General features: G+C 51.5%; 15 protein-coding genes. 9 read left to right on the top strand and 6 right to left on the bottom strand.

All coding sequences use genetic code 11. The annotated features are described in order from the left end of the window. Window positions 1–49: 49 nt before the first annotated feature. Both KI362_RS20400 and KI362_RS20395 read right to left on the bottom strand, forming a co-directional pair. Window positions 50–1180: a Fe-Mn family superoxide dismutase gene (locus tag KI362_RS20400; protein ID WP_301629979.1), complete on the bottom strand. Its 1131-nt coding sequence runs from the start codon at window positions 1178–1180 to the stop codon at window positions 50–52. Between the two features lie 99 nt (window positions 1181–1279). Further along, entirely contained in the window at window positions 1280–2287 is a 1008-nt protein-coding gene (locus KI362_RS20395; protein WP_301629977.1) for an alpha/beta hydrolase, read from the bottom strand. A gap of 239 nt (window positions 2288–2526) precedes the next feature. Between KI362_RS20395 and KI362_RS20390 the strand changes: the two genes are divergently transcribed. The 8 genes from KI362_RS20390 (at window position 2527) to KI362_RS20355 (ending at window position 10829) form a co-directional block, all read left to right on the top strand. Then, entirely contained in the window at window positions 2527–3273 is a 747-nt protein-coding gene (locus KI362_RS20390; RefSeq protein WP_301629975.1) for an IclR family transcriptional regulator, read from the top strand. 243 nt (window positions 3274–3516) lie between these two features. Further along, the gene (locus KI362_RS20385; protein ID WP_301629974.1) at window positions 3517–5148 is read left to right on the top strand and encodes an ABC transporter substrate-binding protein; all 1632 of its coding nucleotides are present in this window, start codon (window positions 3517–3519) and stop codon (window positions 5146–5148) included. Between the two features lie 4 nt (window positions 5149–5152). Next, the gene (locus KI362_RS20380) at window positions 5153–6142 is read left to right on the top strand and encodes an ABC transporter permease (RefSeq protein WP_301629972.1); all 990 of its coding nucleotides are present in this window, start codon (window positions 5153–5155) and stop codon (window positions 6140–6142) included. After that, window positions 6139–7005 (top strand): ABC transporter permease, encoded by an 867-nt coding sequence (locus KI362_RS20375; protein WP_301629970.1) that lies wholly within the window; start codon window positions 6139–6141, stop codon window positions 7003–7005. The genes KI362_RS20380 and KI362_RS20375 overlap by 4 nt, the downstream gene beginning before the upstream one ends. 5 nt (window positions 7006–7010) lie before the next feature. Then, window positions 7011–7763, top strand: coding sequence for an ABC transporter ATP-binding protein (locus KI362_RS20370; protein ID WP_301629968.1), 753 nt, complete (start codon window positions 7011–7013; stop codon window positions 7761–7763). Further along, window positions 7760–8536: an ABC transporter ATP-binding protein gene (locus KI362_RS20365; protein ID WP_301629965.1), complete on the top strand. Its 777-nt coding sequence runs from the start codon at window positions 7760–7762 to the stop codon at window positions 8534–8536. Before KI362_RS20370 ends, KI362_RS20365 begins: the two co-directional genes overlap by 4 nt. Next, window positions 8533–9597 (top strand): aminotransferase class V-fold PLP-dependent enzyme, encoded by a 1065-nt coding sequence (locus KI362_RS20360; protein WP_301629963.1) that lies wholly within the window; start codon window positions 8533–8535, stop codon window positions 9595–9597. Before KI362_RS20365 ends, KI362_RS20360 begins: the two co-directional genes overlap by 4 nt. Next, entirely contained in the window at window positions 9594–10829 is a 1236-nt protein-coding gene (locus tag KI362_RS20355) for an amidohydrolase family protein (RefSeq protein WP_301629961.1), read from the top strand. The genes KI362_RS20360 and KI362_RS20355 overlap by 4 nt, the downstream gene beginning before the upstream one ends. A gap of 8 nt (window positions 10830–10837) precedes the next feature. Here the strand turns inward: KI362_RS20355 and KI362_RS20350 are convergent, their stop codons facing one another. From KI362_RS20350 to KI362_RS20335, 4 genes are all read right to left on the bottom strand, one after another. Next, window positions 10838–11512, bottom strand: coding sequence for a hypothetical protein (locus tag KI362_RS20350; protein ID WP_301629960.1), 675 nt, complete (start codon window positions 11510–11512; stop codon window positions 10838–10840). Between the two features lie 69 nt (window positions 11513–11581). After that, window positions 11582–13198: an alpha/beta hydrolase family protein gene (locus KI362_RS20345; protein ID WP_301629958.1), complete on the bottom strand. Its 1617-nt coding sequence runs from the start codon at window positions 13196–13198 to the stop codon at window positions 11582–11584. A gap of 49 nt (window positions 13199–13247) precedes the next feature. Beyond that, window positions 13248–14354, bottom strand: coding sequence for a DUF1648 domain-containing protein (locus KI362_RS20340; RefSeq protein WP_301629956.1), 1107 nt, complete (start codon window positions 14352–14354; stop codon window positions 13248–13250). Beyond that, window positions 14354–14752, bottom strand: a complete 399-nt coding sequence (locus tag KI362_RS20335; RefSeq protein ID WP_301629954.1) for a GntR family transcriptional regulator — start codon at window positions 14750–14752, stop codon at window positions 14354–14356. Before KI362_RS20335 ends, KI362_RS20340 begins: the two co-directional genes overlap by 1 nt. Before the next feature lie 254 nt (window positions 14753–15006). On the opposite strand from KI362_RS20335, the gene KI362_RS20330 reads away from it, so the two are divergent. Further along, window positions 15007–15891, top strand: a complete 885-nt coding sequence (locus tag KI362_RS20330) for an AraC family transcriptional regulator (RefSeq protein WP_301629953.1) — start codon at window positions 15007–15009, stop codon at window positions 15889–15891. The last annotated feature ends 241 nt before the right edge of the window (window positions 15892–16132 follow it).

The raw sequence follows: 16132 nt of genomic DNA, 5'->3' as shown, positions 1-16132 counted from the left end.
ATGGAACTTAAGTAGTATTGAAAGACCGCCAGCGAGAAAATGGCAGCCGTCAAAACGGCTGCCATTTTAATGTTCTTGCTTGTTCGAAGCGTTCTGCAACCGCTGGCCAGTATACGACATTCCACCAATCCTGGATGTAGTCCTTACGTTTGTTCTGATGCTTCAAATAGTAGGCGTGCTCCCATACATCCAGCGGAAGGAGAGGAACGATGTCCCATTGGGACAGGTTCTGATGCTTCTCGGCCGTCAAGATTTCGAGCCGATGGCTTCGCGGACTCCAGACGAGCACGGCCCAACCGCCTCCCTCGACCTTCTCCGCAGCACTTGAAAATTGCTTATGGAACGCATCGTAGCTGCCGAAATCCCGTTTGATCTGCTCCAGCAGCGCGCCTTCCGGCTTGCCGCCGCCTTGCGGATTCATAATGTCCCAGAAAATCGTATGCAAATAGTGTCCGGCCCCATTGAAGGCCAGCTCCCGTTCCCAATGCTTTACCAGATCGAAGTTGCCGGATTTGCGCGCTTCTTGTAGCTTGATCTCGGCCTTGTTCAGATCGTCGACATAGGTCTGATGATGCTTGTCATGATGGATTCGCATCGTCTCCTCATCAATATACGGCTCAAGCGCATTATAGGCATAGGGAAGAGGGGGAAGCGTATGCCCGCCGATCGGAACGGGACGGTCTTGCTCACGCGGAGCGGAGCCTTTATCTGCGCGGAAGAGGGGAGACTCGTTAGCCAGGCTTTCAGCAATTCGGCCCGGTTGATTGAGCGTCTCCAACACGCCGAGGAAATATTCCGATTCCCGAATAATGTGGAGCAGAACCGTCTTGGCTAAGGGGACGGATTTCGCGGCCTTGCTCTGATCGAGAATGTAATAGAGCTGCCGGATGAACTCGGCCGATTGCCGGAAGGAAGCGTCCAGCAGCCTCTCGGTTTCCCGGACTAATTCAGGGTCGCAGGCCGCTTCTTTAGACGTGATGCCGTATTGAAGCAGTTGGTTGGCAGCTTCTTGCGTTGAAGTGAATACGTCCTTCCACTCGTTCAGCAGCTTGACAAAGCCTTCCTCGAGTCCTGGAATAATCGCCTGTATAACCTCGGTATGCTCAGCCTCCTGCTCTTTCCAGAAACGAATTTCCTCCAGAATCCGGACAGGCAAAAAAGGCCCGTAAACGGTTAGCATGAGATGAAACCTCCTTGAGAATAAATGATCACTACGACCAGTTTATTTTCAAGGGGGCTTGGACTATGCCAAACATTTTCATGCCAAAGCATCCGGCTTCTATTTCGCTGCCGATGCAGTCGATTGTCCGATCTTGCTAAGGAAGGTGGAGACCAGACGGAGATATTGCTTGGGATACTCCCGATAAATAAGCTCATGATAAGAGCCCTCTACAATCCATACATCGGAGGCCGGATGAGTCTGGTTGGCAGCCAGCTTTTCTGCGATAGGGTAGGGCGCCTTCTCATCGCGGGTTCCATGGATGAACTGGATCGGAAACGGATAATCGGTCGTCTTAACCTCCTGATAAGGAATCTGCCGCAGGCTGGTGCCATTCAAAATGGGGAGCAGCATGCCGATGATCTCCAGGGAGGGATGGCGAGGCAGGCCAATATACTGCCGGATATTATGGTACATAGTATCCGGTTCTAGCAGGAAGGTACTGTCGAGAATCATTCCGTCGATCTCGTCGGTCTTCAGCGCTGCCTGGAGAGCCGTGCCGGCGCCCATAGAGAATCCCCATACGATAATCTCCTGGCCTCCCCGCTGTTTAGCGAATTGGATCGCACCGAGCAGCTGCTGGGCCTCTTTTTTGCCCCCTGTGGCTACTTCCTTGCTATTCTGGGCCGCAAAGCCATAATCGAACATCACGACATTAAAATCCAGGTTGTGTGCAAAATGGGCCAGATCATACATCGGAATCCAAGTTTCCTCCCGATTGGCCCCATAGCCATGACTGAACACGATTGTCTTGTCTGAATCCTCTGCGGGAATATACCAGCCTTGCATCATCCGGCTGCCGTCGGCGGCAGGGAAGAGAATATCTTCATATTCGAGACTCTTGGCCAGCTTGGGATTGGAGTAGAGCGGGGCGACGGTCGGATTCGACAGCACCCATGCGATGAAGCCATGCAAGGCAATAAAGCAGAAGCTAAGAAAGCAGACAAGCGACAACAACAGTGCGATGAATATATTTTTGAAGCTGAAGCGGGAAGAAGGCGGTGCAGAAGCTTCAGGGGCAGTAGAAGCGGAAGATGGAAGCAGTTCATCAGGATAATTCGGTCCCATGTTCCTCCCCCCTTCTCTAAGATCGTAATAAGAATATGAAGCATTTCTTTATGAAAGACACGAATTTTATGTCGAAAATACTCGCATTTTCTGATTTAATCGTATGACGAGGTATGGGTTCTGTCAATCCGGCGGAGATAATTGGATAGATGCAGATTGACGTTTTCCAGATGACATGATTATAATTTATGTAACCAGGTTTCACATAGTGAAACCGACAGAGAGAGGGATGAACCCTGATGGAGGAGCGAAAATTAACAGTTCGCGCTGTCGAGAGGGCGCTTGATATATTATTATGCTTTACTAAGCAAAGAGATCTGAGCTTGACGGAAATCGCCGGAGAGATCAGCCTTCACAAAAGCACGGTGCATCGCTTGCTTACGACCTTGGAGGAGAAGGGATTTGTTATCCGTGATTCGGCGACAGAGAAATACAGGCTCGGTCTGAAAATATGGGAGCTGTCCGTCCATCTGTCGGAAGGTGATGAGCCGGCGATCCTGCTGCAGCCGCGGATGGAGCAGCTAAGAGATAGACTGGGCGAGACGGTTAGCCTGTACTTGCTGGATGGAACGGATCGGCTGCGTATTCAGGCTGTGCAGAGCAACCAGGCCATCCGGCGCGTAGCTCCGGTCGGAGCAAGATTACCGTTATTTGTAGGCGCTTCGAGCAAGGTATTGGTAGCCTATGCTCCGGATGAAGTGCTTCAATCTGTTCTGAATAGCCCGGAGTGGCCCTCAAGCGTAGATCGTGCCGAATATATAGCTCAACTGGAGCGAATTCGGGAAATCGGATACGCCACCAGTTATGAGGAGCGGGAACCCGGGGCAGCGGCCGTATCCGTGCCGATTCTGAACCGAAGGGGAGAACTGGCTGCAGCCCTGTCCGTATCCGGACCTGTCAGCCGGATGTCCCAGCAGACGTTGGAGGAGATTGCTCCTGTGGTGATGGAAGCGGCAAAGGATATGGGAATGATGATGATTCTATAATAGAAGACATCAGATGACAATTTTATAGAAGAAGAACGATCGCGTCATTTTTCTCCAATGAGCAAATTGGCGCTTTTTATTGTACCTTGTCTATCTTAAAAAAACGGATACATTTCCATAGCTGGAAGAAAGTCCTCGAATCCCTTGCGGCGCTTGAAATTTAAGGTTTGACAGATATCAAATCCCGGTGCATAATACTATTCAAACTAATTCAATAGGATTTATCGGACAGGAGGTCGGAAGATGTCGAAGAAGTATGCATTTTCAAGAAAATTGTGGGTGACAGGTATTTGCACCCTGCTCATATTGGTCCTGGTTGCAGGTTGCTCCGGCGGCCAATCATCCTCTGGATCGAATGAGAATGCCGGTCAGACTACGAATCAAGCCGGACAAACAGAAGGGAATTCCGGAGCGAATCCGGACCAGGCAGCAACGGGGGGAACCTTTGTTTATGGGCGTCCGGCTGCAGTGAACTCTTTTGATCTTCATAATCAGATTACGGCCAATAATGCGTTTGCGATCGACAAAGTATTCGAATCGCTGTTGTCCTTCAATAGTGACGGGGAGATTGTCGATTGGCTGGCCGAATCGCATAGCGTTAGCGAGGATGGCCTTACGTATACCTTTGTGCTTCGGGACGGCGTGAAGTTCTCGAATGGTACCGATGTAACTGCAGAGGATGCAGTATTCTCACTGGAAAGACATTTAGAGGTAGGAGGACCGCTTGCGATTGCGGCCAAGGTTGATTCAGTCAAAGCGCAGGATGCGAAGACCCTGGTCATTACCCTGCAGGAAGCGTACACTCCGTTCCTGTCCGAGCTATCCAATTTCTCCAACGGAATCATTCCTAAGGATTTTGGAGGCGTGAGTGAGGAAGAGTTCTTTAAGCAGCCTGTTGGAACCGGTCCTTTTGTAGTTGAAAGCTGGGATCCGACCGGAGACGTTACCTTTACAAAGAATCCATATTACTGGCAAGAAGGCAAGCCTTATATCGACAAGCTCGTATATAAGCTGATCGAGGATGATAGCCAAGCAATTAACCAGCTCAAGGCTGGAGAAGTGGACGCGATTGAATCGCTGGCTTTGCAAAATGCCAATGAAATCAAGGAAGGGGCCGACACAGCCGTTGCGGAGAACGGCAGCTGGGTGACAGAGCAGATCTTCTTTAATACCCTTGATGAACACTTTGCTGATGTCCATGTACGTCGCGCTTTGGCCCAGGCGATTGATCGCGAGGGATTGACCAATGCACTGACCTTCGGTTATGCCCAGACAGCGACCTCATTGCTGCCAACGGCCATTCCATATAACTCCAATGACACCGTCAAGGCTCTGGAGTTCAATGTAGAGGCGGCTAAGCAGGAGCTGGCTCAATCGGCTTACCCGAACGGCTTTTCGACCAAGCTGCTGATTGCCTCAGGGAACAGCTCGCGAGCTCAAGCTGCACAGATTATTCAGGCGGCAGGGAAAGAGATCGGCATTAACATTGAGATCGAATCCATCGAGTTGGCGGCGTTCCGTGAGCGCTTCTTCGCTTATGACTTCTCGATGATGATTAACAGCGGCCAAGCGGATTCGCCGGAAGCGAACTCGATCATTGCATTCCAGACAGATCCGGACGGCTTCAGCAAGTCGTACTGGACTCACTATACCAACGATGAAGTAACCAAATTGCTCCGTGAAGGCCAGAAGACGCAGGATGGAGAGGAACGTGCAGCCACCTATGCCCAGCTGCTTCAAATTTTGGCCGATGAAGTACCATACATTCCGCTGTATTATCCTGAGATTCTGAAGGGTGTACGTTCTTCTGTAGACGGCCTGATCGTATTGCCGAACGGAAGTCTCCGCTTTGAAGAAGTCCGGATTGGGCAATGAAATGATGAACGAAGGTCAAGTCCTTAATGCGTCTGGCCCCAAAAAGCGGGGATCATCCTACAGATGGTTGTTCATCACGGCTGCAAGATCCTTCATTGTCATCGTCTGCGTCATGATTGCTGTATTTTTCCTGATTCGGATTGTGCCGGGAGACCCTGCGAAGATGATTCTAGGTGAATATGCCACGCCAGAAGCGCTCGGGAGCATGCATCATGCTCTCGGGCTTGATCTTTCGTTAGGAGAACAATTCCTTCGGTTTCTAAGTAATTTATTTACGCAAGGAGATACAGGCAACTCGATTGTATCCGGGAATTCGACCCGGGTTCTGATCGCGGAGCGCGCACCGGTCACGCTGCTGTTAATTGCGATGTCCTCTGTCCTTGCGATTGTTATTGCCTTGCTGTTGGCTACCCTGGCTTCCACCAATAAAAATAAGTGGCCGGATCATCTGATCCGAATCTTTCCCACGGTTACGATGGGAATGCCTGTATTTTGGGTTGGATTGCTCTTGATCCTCCTGTTTGGAGTACGACTGCGCTGGTTCCCGGTGGGAGGGGCGGGTGAAGGCTGGGGCATGTTCTACAGTCTGATTCTTCCCTCGATTACGGTTGCGTTCTCTCAGATGCCTACACTTGTCCGTTCTCTGCGTGCGCAGATGCTGGACGTGCTGGAGTCTGATTTTATCGTCACTTTGAAAGCAGCTCAAATCCCAAGCAGGGTCATTCTGTTCAAGCATGTGCTGCGAAATGCGGCTCTGCCGACGCTCATGCTGTTTGGGGTCAACCTGTCCTATTTGATTGGCGGGACACTGGTGGTAGAGCAGGTCTTCGGCATTAAAGGAATCGGCAGCTTGCTCTTTTCCTCCATTTCCAATCGGGACTTCCCGGTCATTCAAGGCATCGCCCTCTACTGTGCGGTTGCCGTTGTGATCATCAGCCTTCTGGTTGAGATCGTATCCTGGTGGCTGGATCCCAGAACGAAGGGGAAGTCATGAAAACAATAAGCGCACACAACCTAACCGGCCCGAGTCAGAAAAGCCAAGGCACCCTGCGCCGGATTCTGAAGAATCCGACACTGCTGGGCGGCATCATTATGCTTGCCATCCTGGTTCTGCTGGCGATTCTTATTCCGGTAATTAGCCCCTACGACCCTTCTGCGCAGGACCTGCGTGCATTTCTTCAGCCGCCTTCAGCAGAGCATTGGCTAGGAACGGATCAACTGGGGCGGGATTTGTTTACAAGACTCATTTATGCGGCACGAACCGATCTGTCCATCATGGTCCTGGCCGAGATCATTCCTTTCTGTACAGGGGTCTTTTTGGGGATGCTGGCGGGTTATTACGGCAAATGGATAGATAATATCATTTCACTGGTCACGGATACCTTTATCGCATTTCCCTTTTATTTGATCGTCATTATTGTTGCATTTGCCAGCGGGGCTGGACAGCGGGGTATCTTCATCACCTTCATGCTCGTAGGCTGGATTGTGTTCGCCCGGGTAACTCGCGGAGTTACTGTATCGCTTCGTCAGCAGGAGTGGGTCGCCTCAGCGCAGACTCTTGGTCTTTCCGGCATTAGAATTATGTTCCGCCACATTCTGCCTAACGTGCTTCCTCAAGCGGTGGTGGTGCTGATGACCGATATGGTGGGCCTGCTGGTTGCGATCGTTACCCTTGGTTACTTGGGGATCGGCATTGCACCGCCTACCCCTGACTGGGGGACGATGATTTCCGATGGGCAGTCATTCATTACAACAGCCTGGTGGCTGTCTGCCATGCCGGGATTGGCAGTGGTATATACGGGGATTGCCTTATCCTTGGTAGGGGATGGGCTGGCTGACTTATGGAGGAGGAGATAATGTCAATGAATCCGATTTTGGAAGTAGAGGCATTGACTCTGTCATCCAGAGCTAACCCTAAGCTGGTGCACAATGTCAGCTTCTCGATAGGAAAGGGAGAGACGCTTGGACTGGTCGGCGAATCCGGTTCGGGCAAATCGCTGACCCTACGGGCTATTCTCGGCTTGCTGCCGCAAGGGATTGAACAGACGGGCGGGCAAATCAAGAGCTCTGTCAGCAGTGCAATGGTATTTCAGGATCCTCGAGGTTCGTTAGATCCGTTATGTCCGGTGGTTAAGCAGCTTGCTGAGGTAATCTCCTACCGCCAAGGGCTGAGCCGCAGAGCCTCGCGCCAGGCTGCGCTGGAGCTGCTGGAGGTGCTGGGCTTGCCGCTTTCGCTGCGGCAGAAGGACCGCTATCCAAGCCAGCTGTCCGGCGGACAGTGTCAGCGGGTCGTTATCGCGCTTGCTCTGGCCTGCAAGCCGGGCATCCTGCTCTGCGACGAGCCGACCACGGCGCTGGATGTGACCGTTCAGGAGCAGATCATTGAGACGATCTCCGCTTTACAGCAGGAGCTTGGTTTCGCGATGGTCTTTGTCACCCACAATCTGGCGGTTGCCTCAGCGATGTGCTCGCGCCTCTGTGTGATGAGACAGGGACAGATTGTGGAGCAGGGTGATACGCTGAGTCTCCTTCAAGCCCCTCAGGATGCTTACACGCAAATGCTGATTAATTCGGTGCTTTCGGTGCCGGTACTGGAGGGAGAAGAACAGAGATGAGCCATGGATTGCACATTGAGGATCTGACCGTACGCTATGACGGGGTTACGGCTCTTGATCGGATTCAATTAAATATTGAAGAGCATACCACCCTTGGGCTCGTTGGTGAATCCGGCTCCGGCAAGTCAACTTTGGCCCGCGTTGTCGCGGGGCTGATCGTCCCGGATGAAGGCATTATCTCGCTCGGTGAGGAGCCGCTCACGAAGAAGAGGAGCCGTGCTCAACGCAAAAAAATCCAGATGATCTTTCAAAATCCCGATGCCTCGCTCAACCCCAGATTGTCGATTCGGCAGCTATTGAGCGAAGCGCTGCTGTTTCACGGCATCGTTCGCCGCAGCGGGCTGGAGCAGCGCTGTCTGGAATTGCTGGCTCGTGTTCAGATCGACGGATCGGCATTGGACCGTTATCCGCACGAATTCTCCGGCGGCCAGCGGCAGCGGATTGCTATTGCCCGGGCACTTAGTGTGGAGCCTGAGCTGCTGATTGCGGATGAACCGACAAGCGCACTCGATGTCTCCGTACAGCTGAGTGTGCTTGAATTATTTGCTTCATTAAAGCAGGAGTTGAATTTGACGATGCTGTTTATCTCCCATGATATGGGGGTTATCCATGCCATTAGTGATACTGTGGCCGTTATGCGTCATGGACAGCTGGTGGAGATCAACTCGAAGGAGCGCTTCTTTGCCCGCCCGGATACAGCGTATGGCTATCAATTGCTGTCCGCTGTTCCCAAGATGCCGGCAGGAACATATAGCAGGAGGGATACACCATGAGTCAATTGAACGCAAGCCATACTCCGTTGTCGCTTGACGAGTTCGACCGGATTACACAACTGTTCGCGAGCGTACTCTCAACCGCACATGTCCCGGTAGTCATCCCGGGTGAGGCAATTTTAGGCATTGAAGCCATGGCAGCAGGCATTGCAGCTCCCGGGCGTAAGATTCTGAATATCGTGACCGGACCCTACGGGAGCCTGTTTGGAAGCTGGCTGGAGCGCGGGGGAGCGACGGTCGTGGAGGTCAAGGTATCCTTCGACAAGGTGGTGACGGTCCGCGAGGTTCACGAGGCCATTAAACGGCACAGCCCATGCGCGATCTCTTTCGTGCAGGCCGAGGTTGTCACGGGAGGCTCGAACCCGGCGAAGGAAATCCTCGAAGTTGCCAGGGAATATCAGTTGGTGACGATTATGGATTCTGTCTCCGCCGTTGGTGGAGAACAACTGCTTACGGATGAATGGGGCGTGGATCTGGTAGCTATCGGTGCACAAAAAGCGTTGGCGGGTCCGAACGGGATCAGCGCAGTCGGCATTTCGCCGCGCGGCTGGCAGTTCATCGAGATCAATCCTCGTGCGCCCCGCAATTCAATCTTGTCGCTGTTAGACTTGAAGCCGAGCACAGACCGATCAGCTCCGCGTCGTGTTCCGCCCAATCTGCCTTCTCTGGAGGGGAGGGCGCTAATTACTGCGCTGTCCCGCATCGAAGATGAGGGTCTGGAGCAGGTGATCCGCCGTCATGAGCTGGCAGCAGCGTCGCTTCATGCCGGAGCAGCTCAACTGGGGCTTACACCGTGGCAGCAAGACAGCCAATTCTATTCCACGCTGACCTCGACGATACGCATTGCGGATGAACCGCGTTTGCATATAGATCAAACGATCGGAATTGTCGCACCGGGGGATGGAGAGCTGTTCGGTCAACTGCTGCGAGTGAACCATTTTGGACTGAATGCGAGTAAAGAGGGTGTCAGTACAGCACTGATCACCTTGGCCGAACTGCTCAAGCATTCTCCGGAAGCTGCATTGACCGCAGCCGCCGAGATATGGGAGGGACGGGCATGATTTTGCAGGCGCCGGAGAAAAAGGACTTTCAAGGAATCCATATCGTGGGCATTCCGGACAAGCGGTTTGTTATTTCAATCCGCCATGGGAAATTTCAGTCCGTGAAGGAGTCAGGCGAGCGGGATGGGGCAGTCAACGGGAATAAAGCAGGGCAGCGGAATGAGGCTGTCAACCGGAATGGAGCATCCGAAGCGGATGAAGCAGAGACTGGCGAAGAGCGTGAGGAACAGGATGGAGAGCTGTGGATTAGCCCCGGGCTGATTGATCTGCATACGCATTTGGCTTGGACGGATTTCGACCATGCCGATCAATTAAAGCGGGACCCGCAAGAGATTGAGGCGATGCAGGCCAAAGCGTTCGAGGCTACGCTGCGAGCGGGCATTACAACGGCAAGAGATGCCGGCGGTCTGGCACAGCCTACGGCAGATTATATTTTGCGGCATTACGGGCTTCCGCTTAGAGTCATTACCAGCAACGGGATGTTCGGAGCGGCGGATGCCCGCGGTATAGAGCACTTGCAGGTGCGGATGAACGAAGTATTTGCATCAGGAGCTGACTGGATCAAAATTATGGCTACCGGCGGTTTAGGCGCTCCAACGGAGAAGGTGCTTGAACCGAACTTTTCTGAGCAGGAATTTGCCTTTATCGTAAAATACGCCCATGACCATGGAAAAAAGGTGCTCGTACACAGCTGGGGAGGCGTAACGATCGACTGGTCGATTCAGGCAGGAGTAGCCTCTGTTGAGCATGGGATGTTTCTAACGGCCGATCAGGCAGGAAGAATGGCGGCTGCTGGCGTGGCTTATGTTCCAACAGCATCGATTTACCGAATCGCCGCTGATCCTAAGGGTGTGTTGGCTCTTCCTCCGCTGATCAGTGACCGTGCGGCCCGTGCGGCTGAAGCACATCCCCGGGCAGTGGAATATGCCAAGCGGGAAGGCGTGCTGATCGGCTTCGGCACGGATTATGCCACGCCTGCATTGCACGGCAGCAACCTGATGGAGCTCGGTACCTTGCGTGAATACGGCCTTTCCTGGGAGGAGGCGTTGCAGTCCGCAACCTCTAACGCAGCTCGCATTCTGGATGCGGAGCAGCAACTGGGAGCCGTCGCGGAAGGCCTGCTGGCAGATGCCGTTGTGTTCCGGCAGGATCCATTTCAGGCAGAATCCTCGCGGCAGATCCTGGACAGCATTGCCATGGTGCTTACAGCTCGTGAGGGGTCTTTGTTGTAAACAGGCTCCTAAACAGAATCCGCGTGTATGTATAAAGCTGTGTGTATTATGTGAAAGGGGCTGTCCGATAAGTCCCCGAAACAAAAAGTTGGCCGAGAAAAGGCACTGGCCCTTTTCTGCCCAACTTTTTGTTCGTTCGCTCTTGTAGCATTATTTCGCCGTATAAGCTCCCCCCGCCAGCAATTATAATGCCTTTCTGCACTAAATTCGTCGTATGTGCCCCCGGCCCGGCCCCAGCAACGAATTATAATGCCTTTTGGCACTAAAATAAGCTCGGCCCGGCTCCAGCAGCGAATTTTAATGCCTTTTTGCATTAAAATCGTCGCATGAGCTCCCATGTCAGTAATTATAGTACCTTTTTGCATTAAAATCGTCACATGAGCTCCCATGTCAGTAATTATAATGCCTTTTTGCACTAAATTCGTCGTATGAGCCCCGGCCCGGCCCCAGCAACGAATTTTAATGCCTTTTGGCACTAAAATAAGCTCGGCCCGGCTCCAGCAGCGAATTATAGTGCCTTTGTGCATTAAAATCGTCGCATGAGCTCCCCCGCCAGCAATTATAGTGCCTTTTTGCATTAAAATCGTCACATGAGCCCCCACACCAGCAATTCTTAATGCCTTTATCCACCTAAGCCCAATCGAACGCATAATTCCGATGAAGAGGGAGACATAAGCAGTCATCATAGATGGCTTTTGGAACACCCTCTTCGTATTAAAAGGCCAACCAGAATCTCTGGTTGGCCTTTTTGCTTACGGCTTCACACGGTTGATCCAGCTGGCGATGTCTTCAATGATCGACTCGTCAACATTGGACGGAGCTGCATATTCTGAGCCGATCGAGAGCCCATCATATTCGGACAGCAGGTGATTGACCTTTGGATACAGCTTGTATTCCACATCGGAACGGTTCTTGAGCGCCTGCTTCCAGAGGTCCAATTGTCCGGCAGGAACCTGCCAGTCATTTTCGCCCTGAAGGATCAGCAGCGGCCCTGCTTGCTTGGCAGCAAGCTCCGAGGCTGCATAGCTCTTTTGCTCAAACCACCAAAAAGCGGGCTGCATCGGGAAATTGGCAGGCATATTCTCTGTAGTATACTGCGGGTCATTCACGATATCAGCGATGGCAATGTACTGGGCTGCTTGCTGCTCGTATAGGGTGGAGTCCATACCGAGCTGCTTCACGCGGGCTACAAGCTCTTTTTGCTGCAGAGCCAGAATATCGGCAAATTTGCCGGCAGGTCCGGCGAGAATGATTGCCCCGGCGATGTTCTTGCCCGCATCCGCTTGTATCATCAGCGGTACAGCGTAGCCGCCCTGACTATGACCAGCCACGTAGATTCGCGATGAGTCGATGTTATCCATTCCTTTCAACAGCTCGACTGCAGCCAGCGCGTCATCGACGGTTTCGCGCTTCAACGTGAAGGTTGGATTCAGCGATACCTTCAAGGAATGCTCGTAGGTTACTTTGTCATAACGGAGGACAGCAACACCTTGGGCCGCAAGCCCGACGGCCAAATCACGGAATACTTTGGCGCCGCCGATCGTTGAATCACGATCCTGCGGACCTGAGCCATGGACAAGCACGACAGCAGGAAATGGTGCTGTTCCGGCATTCTCACCGGCAGGCAGGGTTAAAGTCCCCGGCAAGGCCAAAGCTCCGCTCCCCACCGTAATCTCTTGCTCTGTATAAACTCCAGCCCGCTCATAGGCAGGCGCCTGGTAAGTCTGCGGCAGCGATGTATTGATATAGTAATCATCAACTTTTCCGCCCTCATTCAGTCTCAGGATGATCTGGAAGCCAGCTGCTTCCGTAAGAAAAGTATAAGATACGCTTCTATGCACGCTGTTTACAGTTTCGGTCTTCGTCGCTTGTCCCTTGACCTTGCCGAAGAGCTGCTCATAATTGGACCAGAGCCCGTTCAATGCGGCAGCCGGAAGGGCAGGAGCAATGGATTCTGCAGTCAATGCCGCGGCGGCAGAACCATTCCCTGCTTGCAGCGCTTCAATAAAGATATCGGCAGGGTCTGACTCAACGGCAGAGCTGGCCAGCGCCTGATCCAGAATTTCGCGGTCGATGACAACATTTCCATCCTTCACTTGTACCGGTGTGCGAATAGCGATTTCTTTTCCGTTAAGCAGCACGGAATGTTTATGACCAAGGCGAATGATCAGTGTCTGATTGTTCTTGGTGATGGTGACGCTCTGCTCAGCCTGGTTCCAATGGACCTTGGCACCCAGGGATTGGGCTGTGCTGCGCAGCGGAACCAGAACAGATGGATCGGAGTCCCCTGCAAAGGCTGTTGTTGCCGGAAGAGAGATGGATATGGCCAGGGATAGGACGGTTGCAGCTTTCAAGTTTTTCTTTAACATCGTAAATCCTCCTCAAGAAATGATGATGATTATTTCATCCCATGAATAATTATGTGGAAATCAAAATCGATACGATCACAATAATCAAGATAACACCTACAATGGTCCAGGCCGCCGGGTGCGCATGGTTAATCGTCCAGCCGATCCCGCTCCTTTTTTCAACGAAAACAGAAGGGTCGGAAGGGTTGTAATAAAATACCCCCAGCTTCCACAAGTGATCATCATCTACCGGCTGTACGCTTGATCCCTTGGCCGGACGTTTGATCCTGCTGCCGCCTTGACCCGTCAGGAAAGATAAAATGATGGCGAACAGGACGACAAAGAGTGGAATGGCAAGGCTTACGGACATCATCACATTTGTATGCATCGGCTCAATCATATTCAATTGCAGGAAGGAGAACAAGCCGATCGTCATAAAGGAAGATAACAAGCTAAAGACGGACCACCGATGACGGAAAATCGAGCTTTGCCGAATGGAGCGTTCAGGATCCCCGGCATAAGTCTGCTGTTTGCTGTGCTGAATACTCCAGTTAATGAAGAGGAACAGCAACAGCATCATAAGCTGGGCAGCATTAAGGGAAAAGACGGTACCATACGATTTGGCGGCGCTTTCGACAATATTTCCCTGGAAATCATACTTAAGGGCGATCTGTCCCGGAATCCGGTCATAATTCGCCAGCATATACACAACACTACCGGCAATTAGTGCTGCATGCAGCCAGAACCAGTGATTAGATACAGCCAGTTTGTTCTGACGGTATTTTGTATCTACGGTCAAAATGGATTTTGCCTTAGCGGTTGCAGGAAGTGTACGCTTCAGTTGTTTCATTTTAACATGGAAATAAAGGAACAGTCCCGAAGATAAGGCAATCAACAGAAAGATAAACAGTGGCAGCCAGATGCTTTCCTCTAATCGGTCCTGATGACCGGAACGGAGAAGGGCAAAGGCGCATATGAGATACAACAGCCCATATAGGAGCAAGCTAATTAGAGCATAATTTTTTCGCATACGGCGTACAGGCTCGCTGCGGTAAATCTCTTCGCTGATCGAAATGCCAAAGCTGACGGTCTCCCGGGTCAAATACGGCATAAAGGCGAGCGATGAGATGAGTGGGATAAAGATGAGCGTTAACACAACGATGGATAGCGTTGACATTATGATTCCTCCTTCTTCGGCAGGGCAATCTCTGCGTAGATCCGCTCCATAACCTCCGCCAGCTCTTGCCGGCTCATTCCTCTGAGGATCGCTTCTGCAATAATGGGTCTAAGCTCGACGGCCTGCTTCTCCAGAAATTCGCTTGTCGCAGAAGGCATCCCCTCCGGATTTACGACGACTCCCCGCTGCCGGTGGACCAAAATATAGCCCTCTTGCTTTAAACGCGTATACACCTTATTGACGGTATGAAGGTTAATTCCTACATCCGAAGCGAGCTGGCGGACAGAGGGCAGCAGTTCTCCCGGCTGCAGCTTGCCTGCGGCAATACCTTCGACAATCTGGTGTTCAAGCTGCGTGTAAATGGGAACCTCCGATTGCATATCTAAATGGATGATCAATGATCGCCACCTCCTTGTTATAACTGTTATACTTATAATATAACAGTTACTCTATGTAGTTGTAAAGAGAGTTCTGCATAACAAGGAGCGGTCAAGGAAACCGGAGGCAAGCCATCCGAGAGGTCAATACAAGGCGAAACATCGATGAAACCAAGTATCCGGTAAGTCTCATTAATGGTATATTTATACGTAAAGTAGTGTTAGCCCTACAAGTGCAGCTTGGACACTTTGCCTCAAAAGGAGAGGAGTCGATCATGAAATTGGCCGGATTGGGGGCAGCTATCCCCAGGGAGAAAGTATTGCTGGACAAAAGATATCCTCTTTATATTGCAGAAACGGTGGGTGTGAACACCCACTACCAGAAGCTGCATTGGCATGACGTGCTGGAGATTAACTATATTTCCTCCGGTTGTGGCTACTACATCATTAATGGGAAGTCCTTTGAATTCAAGGAGGGTGATATTCTCCTGATCAATTCCAATGATCTGCATTGTGCCTACGAAATGCGCGATCTGGTCATTCAGGTCATTGAGTTTGATATGGCCTGGTTCGCCGGAAACCTTCGGTACGATCCGGAGATTTTGGCCCCGTTTAAAGAGATGGGCATTCATTTTACAAATCTGCTGGATCGAAATTCGCCGTACATCGGTGAACTGCGTAATTTGCTGCAAGCCGTGCTGAAGGAACATGAGCAGGAGCAACGTTCCTACATTTCAATGGTTCATGCCTTGCTGCTGCAATTCTTGTCCTGCGTAAATCGCTATTTTCGTTCAGATGTGGCGAATCAAAGCCGTTCGGAGATTGGCTCTATGCAGTTGGAGAAGGTGAGACAGATCATTCATGTCATGGAGGAGAAGCTGGCTCATCCCTGGACGCTGGAAGAGTTGGCCGCTTCCGCCTATCTTAGTCCCTCCCGCTTTAGCGATATTTTTCGCCGGGCCGTGGGAAGGCCTCCCCTGGAATACCTCATTCAGCTTCGTCTGGAGCATGCGCTTCGGCTGCTGGAAACTACCCCGCACAAAATTAGCGACATTGCGATGGAATGTGGCTTTCGTAGTTTATCCAACTTTAATCACTTATTCCGCAAGCATTTCGATATGTCTCCCAAGCACGCTCGGGTTCATAGAACTTCAAAATAGAGAAGAGCGCTTTCAATTCCCATGAAAATAACATAAACATAACACTGCAAGTTTCATATTTATGGATTTAACATTACCCCTCCAATTTTCAGTAAAATATCGTTGCTTTTCAGACATTTAACGGGAGAATATAGCCAGATAAGCTTATAAAATAGTCTCAAATGGAAGAAAACCTTACGCGAGAGATAGACGCGTAAGGTCTTTTCTTCAAAAAAAGGAGGGGACGCTGCTGCAACCCAGT

Origin of the sequence: Paenibacillus apis, from assembly GCF_018333295.1 — a bacterium.
Classification (GTDB): Bacteria; Bacillota; Bacilli; order Paenibacillales; family Paenibacillaceae; genus Fontibacillus; species Fontibacillus antibioticophila.
Note: the sequence above shows the minus strand (reverse complement) of the source record. Positions and strands in the feature narration are given on the sequence as shown.

Bases quoted from the DNA above. Each gene is read 5' to 3' on its own strand.
- KI362_RS20400 (WP_301629979.1), bottom strand. From the start codon at position 1,180: ATGCTAACCGTTTACGGGCCTTTTTTGCCTGTCCGGATTCTGGAGGAA.
- KI362_RS20395 (WP_301629977.1), bottom strand. From the start codon at position 2,287: ATGGGACCGAATTATCCTGATGAACTGCTTCCATCTTCCGCTTCTACT.
- KI362_RS20390 (WP_301629975.1), top strand. From the start codon at position 2,527: ATGGAGGAGCGAAAATTAACAGTTCGCGCTGTCGAGAGGGCGCTTGAT.
- KI362_RS20385 (WP_301629974.1), top strand. From the start codon at position 3,517: ATGTCGAAGAAGTATGCATTTTCAAGAAAATTGTGGGTGACAGGTATT.
- KI362_RS20380 (WP_301629972.1), top strand. From the start codon at position 5,153: ATGAACGAAGGTCAAGTCCTTAATGCGTCTGGCCCCAAAAAGCGGGGA.
- KI362_RS20375 (WP_301629970.1), top strand. From the start codon at position 6,139: ATGAAAACAATAAGCGCACACAACCTAACCGGCCCGAGTCAGAAAAGC.
- KI362_RS20370 (WP_301629968.1), top strand. From the start codon at position 7,011: ATGAATCCGATTTTGGAAGTAGAGGCATTGACTCTGTCATCCAGAGCT.
- KI362_RS20365 (WP_301629965.1), top strand. From the start codon at position 7,760: ATGAGCCATGGATTGCACATTGAGGATCTGACCGTACGCTATGACGGG.
- KI362_RS20360 (WP_301629963.1), top strand. From the start codon at position 8,533: ATGAGTCAATTGAACGCAAGCCATACTCCGTTGTCGCTTGACGAGTTC.
- KI362_RS20355 (WP_301629961.1), top strand. From the start codon at position 9,594: ATGATTTTGCAGGCGCCGGAGAAAAAGGACTTTCAAGGAATCCATATC.
- KI362_RS20350 (WP_301629960.1), bottom strand. From the start codon at position 11,512: ATGACTGCTTATGTCTCCCTCTTCATCGGAATTATGCGTTCGATTGGG.
- KI362_RS20345 (WP_301629958.1), bottom strand. From the start codon at position 13,198: ATGTTAAAGAAAAACTTGAAAGCTGCAACCGTCCTATCCCTGGCCATA.
- KI362_RS20340 (WP_301629956.1), bottom strand. From the start codon at position 14,354: ATGTCAACGCTATCCATCGTTGTGTTAACGCTCATCTTTATCCCACTC.
- KI362_RS20330 (WP_301629953.1), top strand. From the start codon at position 15,007: ATGAAATTGGCCGGATTGGGGGCAGCTATCCCCAGGGAGAAAGTATTG.